The following is a 13693-nucleotide window of genomic DNA, read 5'->3' on the forward strand; positions in this document are numbered from 1 at the left end:
GCGTGCACCCGCATCGCCCGACACCGCGGCCCGCGGCGACGGGTAGGCCTCGGCTCGAGGTCGCGGATATCGTCCGCGCCCACGGCGAGGCCTACCTGCACGCCCACGCCGTCTCCACCGCCCAGCGCAAGGTCCTGCGCGACATCGCTGCGTGCAGGACCGCGGTGCTGGGCGGCCATGTAGACGTGTGCACCAGCTGCGGCCACGAGCAGCCCTCGTACAACTCCTGCCGCAACCGCCACTGTCCCAAGTGCCAGAGCCTCAGCCAGGCCAGGTGGATCGCCGAGCGGCAGCAGCGCATCCTACCGACGCACTACTTCCATGTCGTCTTCACGCTCCCGGCCGAGCTGCGCCCGCTGGCGCTCGTCAACCAGCAGAGGGTCTTCGATCTGCTCTTCCAGTGCGGCTCGCAGACCCTGCTCACGCTCGGCCGCGATCCCAAGCGGCTCGGCGCCGACCTCGGTGTCACCGCCGTGCTGCACACCTGGAGCCGCGATCTCGGCTTCCATCCGCACCTGCACTGCATCGTCACCGGCGGCGGGCTCTCGCTCGACGGCTCGCGCTGGATCGAGGGCCGGCGCGGCTATCTCTTCCCTGTGCAGGTCCTCGGCAAGCTCTTCCGCGGCAAGTTGCTCGCCGCGCTTCGGCAGGCCTATGACGCCGGAGAGCTCGACCTGACCGGCGGGGCCGCCGCGCTGGCCAACCCCGCTGCCTTCGCTGCGCTACTCGACGCGCTCTATCGCAAGCCCTGGGTGGTCTACGCCAAGCCGCCCTTCGCTGGGCCCGAGCAGGTCTTTGCCTACCTCGGTCGCTATACCCACCGTGTCGGGCTGTCCAATCACCGGCTGCGGTCGATGGATGAGCGCGGCGTGTGCTTCCGGACCCGCGGAGACAAGACCGTGACGCTCTCCGCAGAGGAGTTTCTGCGTCGCTTCCTGCTGCACGTGCTGCCTCATCGCTTCGTGAAGATCCGACACTTCGGCTTGATGGCGGCGTGTCACGCCACCACCACGCTCGAGGTGGCGCGCACGAGGATCCTGGCGGCGCGAGACGCAGGGCAGCGAGCTGCCGGGGGAGAGGAGCATCGGGAAGGCAGCTCTCACGAGCACGAGCCCTCTCCGCGCCACATCGTCAAGGTCGACTGGTGCACGCTGCTCGCCGAGCTCACGGGGATCGACCTGTCCATCTGTCCTCGCTGCGGTCAGGCTGCGATGGCTCGCCGCCCGCTGCCGTCGTGCGTCGTCGCCTCTTCCGCTGCTCCTCCGGACACGTCATGAGCATCGCTGGCCTGGGCAGGAGCAACGACACCACCTCCGTTGCGCGGCGGTCAGGCATCGATCCGCCTTCTGAGCCCTCCATGTCGGCGGCGTGCGTGCTCCTGGGTCTCCGTCGGCTGCGCGCTCTGTCTCGGCACGCCTGCGCCCAACGTCGTGGCGGCGGGATCCACCCCGCGTGCGAGCCCTGCCGAGCCCGCCCTCTGCTGCCTGCTCGGGCAGGATCCCCATAGGCCTCGCGACCGCCCCGCCCGGCCGCGAACCGGCCCGGTCCAACCCGACGTTTGCGCGACTGCGCCGGGACCTCGCCGCCGCTGCTGCTCAGGCGCAGTCCCGCAAACGCCTATTCGTTGGTCCAACCCGACGTTTGCGCGACTGCGCCGGGACCTCGCCGCCGCTGCTGCTCAGGCGCAGTCCCGCAAACGCCTATTCGTTGGGCCCGGGTTGGGGCCATGCCCTCCGAACGGGTGCGATCCGTCATTACGCCCTTCCAAAACCCCGGGGAATGCGACGGCTCACCACGGTTCGCCACCTCAAATTCGTTCCCCAAGCTCGTCCCTGGTTCCACGTCCACGGCAGGCTCCCGGCGAGGGGGTCCTCCGCGCGGGGTGGGGGATGGGCCGATGTTTGAGCCTGAGCCCTCCCGCCTCCGGCGCTGCCGGAGGCGGGAGGGCTCAGGCGAGTCCGGCGGGGCCCCCACCCCGCGCGGAGGACCCCCTCGCCGGGAGCCGGGCGGCCCTGAAATTCCTCCGCCACACCAGGGACGAACCTCCGCAATCCGGTGCGGCCCGCGCCCCCGCCTCCGATCGGCGTTGCCCGCCCTTTCCCTTCCGTGATGTGCTGCGGGGCATGGTCGCTTCGAAGCTTGTCGCGGTCCTCTCCACATGCACCCTCGCGCTGGCGGCCTCCTTGACCGGAGGCTGCACCGCGTCAGATGCCCCGGCGGAGCCCAAGGCGGAGGACTGCTCGACGGAGGGACAGAACCGGTTCCTGTTCGATCTGATGAAGGACGCCTATCTCTGGTACGACCGCGTGCCGGACGTGGACCACCGGGCTTACCCCTCGCCCGAGGCGCTGCTCGAGGATCTCGTCGACACGTCGCGAGACCGCTGGAGCTACATCACGACCAAGAGCGATTACGAGGCCTATTTCGAGGAGGGGCAGACCCTCGGGCTCGGCCTCCGGTGGAGCTACGACCCGGAGGGCAGCCTCCGGCTCGCGCTTGTCCATCCGGCCTCGCCCGCGGGGGCGGCGGGCCTGCGGCGGGGCGACAGGGTGCTGGCCATCAACAAGATCGATGTCGAGCAGGTGGCGAGCGACGATCTCTGGGCAGAGGTGGCGGGCCCCGACGAGGAGGGCGTCGATGTCTCGCTGACGATCGAGCGCGCGGGCGCGGAGGTCTTCACGGTCGCTGTCCGGAAGGCGGTGTATCCCATGACCACGGTGCTGAACCCGCGGATCCTGCAGGCGGGATCCGCGACGGTCGGTTACCTCATGCTCACCACCTTCATCGAGCCCACCACGAAGGAGCTCGACGGCGCCTTCGCGATGTTCAGGGACAGCCAGATCGACGAGCTCGTCCTCGATCTGCGCTACAACGGCGGCGGGCGCCTCGCCGTCGAGAGGCACCTCGCGAGCCTGATCCACCGGCCCGCGGAGAGCGGCGCGCTGCTCGACGTCATGGCGCATAACGACCGGCACGCCGACTGGGACAAGCGGGCTTTGTTCGAGGACCTCGACCAGCCGGCGCTCCCCCTGTCCCGGCTGGTCGTCATCACCACCGGCGCGACGGCCTCGGCGAGCGAGACGCTGATCAACAGCCTGCGCGCCTACATGGACGTGCAGATCGTCGGCTCGACGACGCACGGCAAGCCCGTCGGCATGCACGGGTGGTCCTACTGCGACAAGAGCCTGCACCCGATCTCGTTCCGGGTGCTCAACGCGAAGGACGAGGGGGATTTCTACGAAGGCTTCGCCCCCGACTGCGCCGCCGTCGAGACGCTCGACGCCGAGCTGGGCGACACGGGCGAGGCGTGCCTCGCCGAGGCCCTGCACCTGCTGGAGCACGGCGCGTGCTCGACCCCGGCGGAGCCGGGCGAGGCGGGCGAGGCGGGCGAGCGACGCGCCGCTCCGCCGCGCGAGATCCCCTGGCACGGCCTCCGCCGCGAGGTCGGCGCGCTCTGAGGCCCTCTCGTCTCCACGGGATTTCCCGCTCACGGGGATTTCCCGCGCGCGGAACCAGGGCCCGGCGGCCGCCCGGGCCGGCGCCGCCCGGCGGCCGCCTGGGCCGGCGCCGCCCGCCAGGCCGGCCAGCCGCCGGCGAGGCGCCAGCGCGAAAGACCGCAGCGACCGGCTTGACACGCTGAGCGGCTTGGCGGAGATTCATCCGCCATAGCGGACGTAGCGCCGCGGCCAGGAGGGACTGTCATGAGCCTGCAACTCGGAAGCATCGCGCCTGATTTCGAGCAAGAGTCCACGCACGGGAAGATCCGGTTCCACGAGTGGGCCGGGAGCTCGTGGGTGATCCTGTTCTCGCACCCGAAGGATTTCACCCCGGTCTGCACGACCGAGCTCGGCGCGGTCGCGCACCTCAAGGCGGACTTCGACAAGCGCGGCGTCAAGCCCATCGCCCTCAGCGTCGACGACGTCGACTCGCACAAGCGCTGGTCTGTCGATATCGAGGAGACGCAGCGCACGAAGCTGAACTATCCGATCCTCGCCGACGTGGACCGGAAGGTGTCGAGCCTTTACGGGATGATCCACCCGCAGGCGAGCGACACGCTCACGGTCCGCTCGGTGTTCCTCATCGATCCGAACAAGAAGATCCGCGCGACGTTCACGTACCCGGCGAGCACCGGGCGCAATTTCGATGAGATCCTGCGCCTCATCGACTCGCTCCAGCTCACCGACAGCCACTCCGTGGCGACGCCCGCGAACTGGAAGGACGGCGATGAGGTGGTGATCGTCCCCTCGATCCAGGACCCCGAGGTCCTCAAGCAGAAGTTCCCCAAGGGCTACAACGCCGTCCGCCCGTACCTGCGCCTGACCCCGCAGCCGAACCGCTGAGGCGGCGCGGCGGGGGCGCTCGGGCCTGTATGCCCTCCGTGACGCGGCTGCTCGCCGTGCTCGCCCTGCCGCTCGCGGCGTGCTCGTGCTCGCGCGCGCCGGCGCGCGAGACGCTCGCGGCGACCGGCGACGCCCCGAAGCCGGCGGCGCCGGCCGCCGGACGCGGGTGGAGGCTCGTGCACCACGAGACCTTCGATGCGCCGTTCCAGGAGCCGGCGGCGTGGACCGAGGACACGTACGGTGACGCGAGCCCCTACCACGTCGATGCCTTCGACGAAGATGGCGAGTTCTTCTCCGCGCGCGGCGGCGAGGCGTTCCGGGAAGGGCTGCGGAGGTTCCGCTCGTTCCGGAAGTCCTTCACGTACGGCGAGGGGGGCTGGCTCACGGTCGAGCTGTACGGCCGCGACAGCGATCGCGACGGCGTCCCCGAGACGGGCGGCCGCTTCGAGGCGGCCTCGGGCAAGGCGAGGCTCGTCTCCACCCGCCATGTCGACGGCGCGATCCTCCGCTCGACCGCGCCCCTGCCGGCGCGGTACCGCGTCGAGGTGACGGTCTCCAACATCGACTTCGGCGGCCTGCGCGAGGGGAGCTGGACGCACCGGGGCAAGATCAACGGCTACGACGGCGATGAGGTGGCCGACCCGTGGCGGTTCACCGATCGGAGCACGAAGCCGCTGTCCGCCACCTTCGGTAACGGTGTTTACTTCCTCTGCATCACCGACCACGCGCGGCCGGCGCCTCACAACAACGTCTTCATCCATCATCACCGGAAGGTCGTGATGGACACCGACAACAACTTCGGCGACGAAGGCCCCTGGTCGGAGGTCTGGAACCCCGTGACCGGCCGGGCCGAGACGGACGGCTCGCGTTACGTGAGCATGATCTGGCTCCGCGGCGACGCGTTCGGGAGCCCCTGGACGGGCAATGGGTTCACGTCGTACACGGCCGGCGGGTGGAAGGACGGCCCCGTCTTCGTGGACAAGTACCTCGACCGGGAGACCTACGTGTTCACCGTCGAGCGCGACGGCGAGGGCTACGCGATGTCCGCGGCGGGCAGGTTCCACCACGGCGGCAGCACGACGTACGCGGCGCGGCGGGGCTTTCGCGAGCCGCCGGTGACGTGGCACTACAACCAGCGTCCCGACGAGCTCGAGGGCCCGGGCTTCAACGAGACGGTCGACTTCGGCAAGACCTTCGAGACCTGGCCGGCGGGGTCGGCCTACCCGGATCACTTCTTCTTCGGCGACCCGCACATCAACTATTACGAGGGCACCGCCGAGTTCGACGACGTCAAGCTGTACCTGCCAGACGAGGGATAGGCCCCATGCGCTGGGTGGACCGAGGTCTCGGGCCTCGCTGCTTCGCCTTCTGCCCCGGTCCACCCTGATCCAGGGGAGCCGCGCGAACGCGCTCGGCGCTTTGGCGAGCGCGGCTGGCCCTGGCTCGCCAACTCCGGCGCGGCCGTGTGGCAGGACATGCAGTCTACCCCTCAGGCACCAGCGCCGGCGCCGCCGCGGCTCCTCTGCGGGAATATCCCTGGAGGGGCGCCGCGGGCAGGTGGATCGATCCCCCGGCGCGGTCACGGAGGCTGCGGCCCTCGCGACGAGACAGGCACGCTTGCGCCTCCGCGAGGATGGCCAGGGCGATCTCCTCCGGCGTCTCGCCCCCGAGGTCGAGGCCGATGGGGCTGTGCAGACCGCCTGCGCACGCGAACGTGGGCGCGCCGCTCTCGGCCAGCAGGCGCTCGGTGCGGCGCCGTGGTCCCAGCAGGCCAAGATAGGCGACAGGAACCGTGGAGAGAGCTCGCAGGAGCGCCCGGTCCTGCGTCACGCTGTGCGTCATGACCACGCAGGCTGTTTCGGGCAGGATAACGAGGTTGGCGAGCGGGGACGCGCGGTCTGTGACCACGACCTCGTCGGCGACGGGGAAGCGATCCCGGCGGGCGTAATGGGCCCGAGCGTCCGCCACGGTCACGTGCCACCCGAGCTCCTTGGCGAGACGCACGAGCGGAACCGCGTCGTGGCCGCCGCCGAACACGACGAGAGAGCGCGGCGGGCGCACCACCTCGAGGAAGACGTCGACCCGCACGCGCGCGCCCCCGAACGCCACCTGTTCGGAGGCTCCTCGCCGCAGGCAGTCCGCGGCGCGCGCGGCGATGCTTCGCGCCAGCGCGGCGTCCGGCAAAAGGCCGCCGAGGTGGCCGTCCGCATCGAGGGTCACGCGGTCTCCGACGCGCGCCCGCGAGGGGTCGAGCGAGCCGATCACGGTGGCGAGCACCCCCGCGCGCCGGCGCGTCACGCACGAGGCAAGGAAATGGATCGGCTCGACCGGCTCCTCCTCGTGGCGCAACCGCTCGAGCAGCACGTGAATCACCCCCTCGCAGCCCAGGTCATAGGGGCGTTCACCCTCCTCCTCCTCGCGCGTGCTGTATCGGACGAGGGCGGGGCTCCCATTGCCGGTCAACCACCACGCCTTGCGCGCCACCTCGCCTTCCAGGCAGCCGCCGCTCACCGAGCCGACGCGGCGCCCGTCCTCGACGAGCAGCATGCGCGCCCCCGGGCGTCGATAGGCCGAGCCCTCCACGCGCACCACCGTTGCCAGCACCGCATCCTTGCCGTCGCGAACGGCCTCCGACCACAGCGAGATGATGGCTTGTGCTTCGTTCATCGGGGGTCTCTCCCTTGGATTCGAATCGACCTTCGGACCTCGCGCGTGACGCCGCGCGCCCTCGACGCCGAGCGAGCGCCGCGGGGTTACAGCGCGTCCTCGACACGGACCGGCAAATGGCGGAGGCGGCGCCCGGTCGCGTGATGGATGGCGTTGACGATCGCGGGCGCCACGCCGACCATCACCACCTCGCCGAGACCCTTGACGCCCATGCTGTTGATGAGCGGGTCCGGCGCGTCGATGAACTCCGCCTCGATCGTCCCGATGTCCGCGTTGACGGGTATCACGTACTCCGCGAGGTCGGCGTTCACGAACCCGCCGTACCGGGGGTCCACCTCGCTCACCTCGCGCAGCGCCGCGCCGATCCCCCAGACCACGCCGCCGAGGACCTGGCTGCGCGCCGTGCGGGGGCTGATGACCCGGCCACAGTCGACGACGCTCACCACGCGTGGCACGCGGATCCGCCGGGTGCGGGGCTCGATCCGCACCTCGACGAACTGGGCGCAAAAACTCATGGAGACGAAGTCGGGATAGGCCGGGCCGGCGGCCGCGGGGAGCCCCTGGGCGACACGGTCGAAGATCGCGTCGGGCTGGCCGGGCGCATGGTGGCGCGCCTCGACATCGACGTGCGACCTGCCGGCGTCACGCAGGATCTGCAGGAAGGTGCGGTTGGCCGGTCCGTTGCCTGCCAGTCGCCCGAGCTCCCGCAGCATGTTCAAGGCCGCCTTGTGCACCGCGGGCAGGGCCGTGGCGGCCCCCCACGAGCCCGCGGTGAGGTGCTGGGGCACGCTGCCCGTGTTCCCGACGAGGATGTTCACCGCCTCGGCCGGAACACCGAGATCCACCGCGACCGTGGAGGCGATCGCCGTGCGGATCCCCTGACCCATCTCGTGCCCGCCGACGCTCACGAAGATCTCGCCCGCATCGGTCACGCGCAGCATCGCGATGGCCGGCGCGGTCGCCGCCTTGTATGCCCCGAGCGCGACACCCCACCCGACGAGCGTGCCATCGGCCAGGCGCATCGAGCCCGGCGCCTGCGTTCTCCTCTCCCAGCCAAACCGCTCGGCGCCCCGCTCCAGGCACGCCACGACGTGCCGGGACGAAAACGGCCGGCCGGTCAGCGGGTCTGTCAATGCGTCGTTGGCGATGCGGAACGCGACCGGGTCGCGCCCGAGCGCATACGCCAGCTCGTCGACAGCGACTTCGAACGCGCACGCGGCGATGTGCTCGAAGGGGGCGCGCGCGAAGCCCGGCGTCTGGATGTCGTTGCGGACAAGGCGCTCGCGGCCGCGGAAATTCGCGATGCCGTACAGGCGCGCGGTCAGATCCGCGTAGGAGAGCGGGAAGAGGTCATGGCGCGAGGTCTGGTGGTCAATCTCGTGTACGGCGGCCACCATGCGCCCCGACGCATCGGCCCCCAGCCGCACCGTATGGCGGCTGGCGGGGCGGAAGCTCGCATTGTTGAAGATCTGCGCCCTGGGGACCACCAGCTTGACCGGACGGCCGAGCTCGCGAGCGGCCAGCGCGACAAGCGCCGTGTGTGCCTGCAACGAGTTTCTCTGACCGAAGCCGCCGCCGGCTGTGGGCGAGAGCACCCTGATCCTGTCCGGAGCCAGCCCGAACACCCTGGCCAGGCCGTGCCTGAGCGCCTCGGCGTTCTGCGTCGATTCGCGGATCGTGAGCTCTCCCCGCGACCACTCCGCCACGGTGGCCAGGAGCTCCATCGGGTTCTGGTGCTGGGGAGGGCCTTGAAACGTCGCGTCCACGCGCGTCGCGGCCGTCGACAGGGCGCCGTCCGCGTCGCCGACGACCCGATCCGCGAAGGCGGGCTTCGGCAACGGGGAGTCCGCTTGCGCGAGGATCTCCGCGCCCGGCGCGTCGAGCGTCACGCTGATGGCGTCCTGCGCATAGGTGGCGCGGACGAGCGCCGCGGCCTCTCTGGCCGCCTCGAGCGTATCGGCCACCACCAGCGCGATCGGCTGGCCGCGATAGGCGATCGCCGCGCCGAGCAGGGGCTGCAGGCTCTGAAAACCGTAGCCGCCGCCGAGCAGGAACCCGGCCGACTGCAGGCCCGCCGTGTCGAGGTGCGTCAGGACCAGCCGCACGCCGGGGACGCGGCGGGCCGCGTCCGTATCGAGGCTCAGGATGCGACCGCGGCCGATCGTCGCCACCGCCAGCGTCGCGTGGGCGAGCCCGGGGAGGGCATGATCGGCGGTATACTGGGTCGCGCCGCGCACCTTCTCGCGCGCGTCGACCCTGGGGATCTCCGGATGGCTCATGGCTGTTCTGCCCTCTGTCGTGCGATCATCAAGGCGTCCGTGATCGTCCGCGCCCCCAGCTCGACCTTGAAGGCGTTGTGGACGCCCGGGCTCGCGGCCGCGAACGCGGCCTGGCCAGCGCTCTGCGCGACGTCCTCGGTGAGCGGCTGACCGAGCAATACTTTCTCGGCCTCCGGCGACCGCCAGGGCCGGGTCGCGACGCCGCCCAGGGCGACCCGCGCTTCAGCGACCACGCCGGCGCTGAGCCGGACGGCGACGGCCGCCGACGTGAGCGCGAACGCGTAGGATTCGCGGTCACGTATCTTGTGATAGGTCGACGCGCGGCCCGCCTCGGACCTCGGCACGCGAATGCGTACGATCAGCTCGTCAGGGGCCAGCGTCGTCTCGACCTCCGGCGTGGAGCCCGGCTCCCGATGCAGCTCCGCCAGGGGAATGGAGCGCTCGCCGCGCGGGCTCAGCGTGTCCACCACCGCGTCGAACGCCACGAGCGCGACGGCCCAGTCCCCTGGATACACCGCGGCGCAGGCGTCGCTCGCGCCCAGGAGCGCATTGCCGCGATCCATGCCATCTCGCGCCGCGCATCCGCTGCCGGGGTCCCGCTTGTTACAAGCAAACGGCTCTCCACCGCGGAAATAGGCGCAGCGGGTCCGCTGCAGCAGGTTTCCGCCCACCCTCGCCATGTTGCGCAGCTGCTGCGAGGCGGCCTTCCACATCGCCTCCGACAGCGCGGGGTAGTCCTCCTTCAGCCGGCGATCGGCGGCCACATCGCTCATCCGGGCCAGCGCCCCGAAGACGAGCTCGCGCGGGCCGGAGGTGTCGAAGCCCGCGAGCGCGTCGAGGCGGGTGATATCGATCACCCTGAGAGGCCCCTCGACGCCCAGCTTCATGAGATCGTAGAGCGTGGTCCCTCCCGCCAGGAACCGGGCTCCGGGGCCGCCGTCGGCCATGGCCTCGATCGCCTGCGCCGGCGTCGACGGCCGTAGGTACGTGAAGCTTCGCATGGCTCAGGCACCTCCGATCTCGGGCGCGGCCTGCTGGATCGCAGCGAGGATGCCGGCATAAGCGCCGCATCGACACAGGTTGCCGCTCATGTACTCCCGGATCTGCTCCGCGGACCCGGCGTTGCCCTCGCGGACACAGGCCACCGCCGCCATGATCTGGCCGGGTGTGCAATATCCGCACTGGAGCGCGTCCTGATCGATGAAGGCCTGCTGCATGGGGTGCAGCGGCCCGCCCTCCGGCGATAGCCCCTCGATCGTCGTGATCTCCCGGCCGTCGGCCTGCACGGCGGGGGTGAGGCAGGACGCGACACGACGGCCGTCGAGGTGCACGGTGCACGCTCCGCACTGACCGTGGTCGCAGCCCTTCTTGGCGCCGGTCAACCGCAGCTGCTCGCGGAGCACGTCCAGCAGAGACGAGCGCAGGTCGATGTCGAGCTCGGCCCTCGTGCCGTTGACGAGGAGCCGGACGGACGTGTCCGCGCTCGTCGCCGGAGCGTTGCTTCCCGCGCAAGCGCTCCCGAGCGTCGACAGCCCGCTGGCCACTGCGATCGAGCCCGTGGTGAACTGACGTCGGGTGAGGAGGTGGGCCGCCAAGAGCCCGCCGCCGGTGTTCGTCTCGCCAGCGGTCTCCTGCTTCGATTGTGCTCCACGAAGGGGCGATGGTCGACTCGTCTTGTCCTGCATGGTGATCTCCTCGCGACAGGCGCCCAGATACCCCAGCCCGGGCTGAACGCGACTCGTCCTGTCGTGACCATGCGCCCGCGCACCCCACCAGGCCAGCGAATAGGATATATGAGTCATATGAACCCCAGTTATGGGAGAGACCTCGACCTCAACCTCCTGCGCGTGTTCGCGGTGGTCGCGGACACGGGCAGCGTCACCGCGGCGGCGGGCCGGCTCTACCTGACCCAGCCGGCGGTCAGCGCGGCGCTGCGCAGGCTGGCCGCCGCCGTCGGGGCTCCGCTGTTCGTGCGGCGCGGGCGCGGCCTCGCGCTCACCGGCCGGGGCGAGCGGCTGCGCGCGACGCTGGTGCCCCACCTCCAGGCGATCGTCGACGCCGCGCTCAGCGAGCCGCAATGGAACCCGGCGACCAGCGAGCGCACATTGCGCCTCGGCCTGTCCGATACAGCCGAGTTCTGGCTGCTGCCCGCGCTGCTCCGCGCCCTCGCGCCCGAGGCCCCGCGAATGCGCGTGATCGCCGTGCCGGTGCAGTTCCGCACGATCGCAGCGGCGCTCGCGGGCGGCCTCGACGCCGCGGTCACCGTCGCCGATGACCTGCCCGCGACCGTGCGCCGCCAGGCGCTGTACTGCGGCGGCTTCGTGTGCCTGTTCGACCCGCGCCACACGCGCCTGCGCCGCACGCTGACCACGGAGGACTACTTCGCGCTCGATCACGTGATCGTCAGCTACAACGGCGATCTGCGCGGCATCGTCGAGGACGTGGTGCAGCGCTCGCGCAAGGTCCGCTGCTCGGTCTCGACGTTCGCGAACCTCGGCGCGCTGCTGGACGGCAACGCCCTTGTCGCCACCGTCCCCGTCATCGTCGCCGCGCACATCCGCGAGACCCGGCGGCACCTCGCCACGCGCCCGCTGCCGTTCACGATCGAGGGCACGCCGACGGAGCTCGTGTGGCCGTCGAGCACCGACGACGACGACGCGTGCCGGTTCGTGCGCGGCAAGATCGTCGAGGTCGCGCGGTCCGCGTCGCCGAAGCCGCGCGTCGCCGCGGCGCGACACAAGCGCGCCCTGGACCGCAGCCCTGGATCGGAGTAAACCAATTATCGGAACTTCATTCCGAATAATGGAACGCTCTGGGACGGTCGACAAGGCGGTGCGCGCCCTCGAGGCGCTGCGCGAGGGGGGCGGCAGCGCCTCGCTGGCGGAGCTCGCGGCGCGCCTCCGCATGCCCAAGGCGACGCTGCACCGGCTGCTCGCGTCGCTCGCCGCGCACGCGCTCGTCGAGCAGGACGGGGAGGGGCGCTACCGGCTCGGCGTCGGCCTCATCCGCCTCGGGCTCGGCGCCCAGGGGCTCGACCCCGTCGCGCGCGTCGCGAAGCCCGAGCTCGAGCGGGCGGCGCGCGCCTTCGGCGAGACGTTCTTCCTCGTCGCCGCGCGGGCGGGGCGGCTCGTCGTGCTCGACAAGGCCGAGGGCACGGGGCTCCTGCGCGCGGCGCCGACGGTCGGGGCCGAGGTCCCCGTCGACGTCACCGCGAGCGGCCGGCTGTACCTCGCGCACGCGCCGGAGCTCGTGGGCGCCCCCTGCGCGGGCCCCGCCGCGCAGCGCGCCGCCAGGCGCGGCTACGACGTCAACGAGGGCGAGTGGATCGACGGGCTCACCGTCATCGCGGCGCCGGTGCTCGCGCGCGGCGGCCTGCACGGCTGCATCGCCTGCGCCGCCGCCGCCCAGAGCCTGCGCGGCGATCGTCACGACGCCGCGGTGCGCCACACGCGCGACGCCGCCGAGCGCGTCGCGCGCGCTCTCCAGGGAGAAAGCAGGAGGTGAACGGCATGAAGACATGGATCGATGGGCGAATCGTCGACGCGAAGGACGCGACCGTGAACGTGACCGATCACGGGCTGCTCTACGGCGACGGCCTCTTCGAGGGCATGCGCGTCGCCGCGGGGCGGCTCTTCCGGATCGAGCGCCACCTCGCGCGGCTCGCGGCCGGCGCGAAGGCGCTCGGCCTCGCGCTGCCGCGCCCGCTCGATGGGCTCCGCGCGATCGTCGAGGAGACCGCGCGCGCCCACGCCGAGCGCGAGGCCTACGTCCGCCTCGTGGTGACGCGCGGCGTGGGCCCGCTCGGCGTCGACCCGACCACCTGCGCGCGGCCGGGGCTGTTCTGCATCGTGGGGGCCATCCGCCTCTTCGACGACGAGCAGCGGCGGCGCGGCCTCGAGCTCATCACGTCGAGCCACCGCCGGCCGGACGCGGACGCGCTCGACATGCGGATCAAGAGCCTGAACTACCTGGGCTCCGCCCTCGCGAAGCTCGAGGCCAGGCAGCGCGGCGCCGACGACGCGCTCCTGCTGAACGCGCGCGGCCACGTGGCCGAGGCCAGCGTGGCCAACGTGTTCGCGCTCCGCGGCGACGTGCTCGCGACGCCGCCCGCCACCGACGGCTGCCTCGAGGGCATCAACCGCGCGGCCGTGATGGAGCTCGCGCGCGGCCTCGGGCTCACCGTCGTGGAGCGCTCGCTCGGGCGGCTCGACTTCTTCGCCGCCGACGAGGCGTTCCTGACGGGCACCGGCGCCGGCGTGATCGCGATGCGCAGCCTCGACGGGCGCGCGATCGGCCGCGGCGAGCGCGGCCCGGTCACCGCCCGCCTGACCGCGCTCCACCGGCAGCTCGCCGAGACCGAGGGCGTCGAGCTCATCGCCGCGCCCGGCGGCCAGACCTGAACGGGCA

11 protein-coding genes are annotated in these 13693 nt (G+C 71.6%); 7 read left to right on the forward strand and 4 right to left on the reverse strand.

Features of this window, described 5'->3' with window-relative positions; translation table 11 throughout:
• Window positions 1-2 precede the first annotated feature (2 nt).
• From WMF28_RS00990 to WMF28_RS01005, 4 genes are all read left to right on the forward strand, one after another.
• The gene (locus WMF28_RS00990) at window positions 3-1277 is read left to right on the forward strand and encodes an IS91 family transposase (protein WP_437600117.1); all 1275 of its coding nucleotides are present in this window, start codon (window positions 3-5) and stop codon (window positions 1275-1277) included.
• Between the two features lie 846 nt (window positions 1278-2123).
• A complete protein-coding gene (locus tag WMF28_RS00995; protein WP_437600118.1) occupies window positions 2124-3458 on the forward strand; it encodes a S41 family peptidase in 1335 nt (444 codons plus the stop codon).
• 243 nt (window positions 3459-3701) lie between these two features.
• A complete protein-coding gene (locus WMF28_RS01000) occupies window positions 3702-4340 on the forward strand; it encodes a peroxiredoxin (RefSeq protein WP_437600119.1) in 639 nt (212 codons plus the stop codon).
• A 29-nt stretch (window positions 4341-4369) separates the two neighbouring features.
• Window positions 4370-5659, forward strand: coding sequence for a hypothetical protein (locus WMF28_RS01005; RefSeq protein WP_437600120.1), 1290 nt, complete (start codon window positions 4370-4372; stop codon window positions 5657-5659).
• A 163-nt stretch (window positions 5660-5822) separates the two neighbouring features.
• On the opposite strand, the gene WMF28_RS01010 is transcribed toward WMF28_RS01005, so the two are convergent.
• From WMF28_RS01010 to WMF28_RS01025, 4 genes are all read right to left on the reverse strand, one after another.
• A complete protein-coding gene (locus WMF28_RS01010) occupies window positions 5823-7007 on the reverse strand; it encodes an XdhC family protein (RefSeq protein ID WP_437600121.1) in 1185 nt (394 codons plus the stop codon).
• An 86-nt stretch (window positions 7008-7093) separates the two neighbouring features.
• A complete protein-coding gene (locus WMF28_RS01015; RefSeq protein WP_437600122.1) occupies window positions 7094-9286 on the reverse strand; it encodes a xanthine dehydrogenase family protein molybdopterin-binding subunit in 2193 nt (730 codons plus the stop codon).
• Window positions 9283-10287, reverse strand: a complete 1005-nt coding sequence (locus WMF28_RS01020) for an FAD binding domain-containing protein (protein WP_437600123.1) — start codon at window positions 10285-10287, stop codon at window positions 9283-9285. Before WMF28_RS01020 ends, WMF28_RS01015 begins: the two co-directional genes overlap by 4 nt.
• A gap of 3 nt (window positions 10288-10290) precedes the next feature.
• Window positions 10291-10971: a (2Fe-2S)-binding protein gene (locus WMF28_RS01025; RefSeq protein ID WP_437600124.1), complete on the reverse strand. Its 681-nt coding sequence runs from the start codon at window positions 10969-10971 to the stop codon at window positions 10291-10293.
• A 117-nt stretch (window positions 10972-11088) separates the two neighbouring features.
• Here WMF28_RS01025 and WMF28_RS01030 point away from each other — a divergent pair, with 117 nt between their 5' ends.
• From WMF28_RS01030 to WMF28_RS01040, 3 genes are read left to right on the forward strand one after another with little or no spacing between them, the layout of a single operon-like run.
• Window positions 11089-12060, forward strand: coding sequence for a LysR family transcriptional regulator (locus WMF28_RS01030; RefSeq protein WP_437600125.1), 972 nt, complete (start codon window positions 11089-11091; stop codon window positions 12058-12060).
• Between the two features lie 28 nt (window positions 12061-12088).
• Window positions 12089-12790: an IclR family transcriptional regulator gene (locus WMF28_RS01035; protein WP_437600126.1), complete on the forward strand. Its 702-nt coding sequence runs from the start codon at window positions 12089-12091 to the stop codon at window positions 12788-12790.
• Window positions 12791-12795: 5 nt separating this feature from the next.
• The gene (locus WMF28_RS01040; protein ID WP_437600127.1) at window positions 12796-13686 is read left to right on the forward strand and encodes an aminotransferase class IV; all 891 of its coding nucleotides are present in this window, start codon (window positions 12796-12798) and stop codon (window positions 13684-13686) included.
• The last annotated feature ends 7 nt before the right edge of the window (window positions 13687-13693 follow it).

The sequence above is a fragment of the Sorangium sp. So ce590 genome (genome assembly GCF_051521365.1).
Lineage (GTDB): Bacteria > Myxococcota_A > Polyangia > Polyangiales > Polyangiaceae > Sorangium.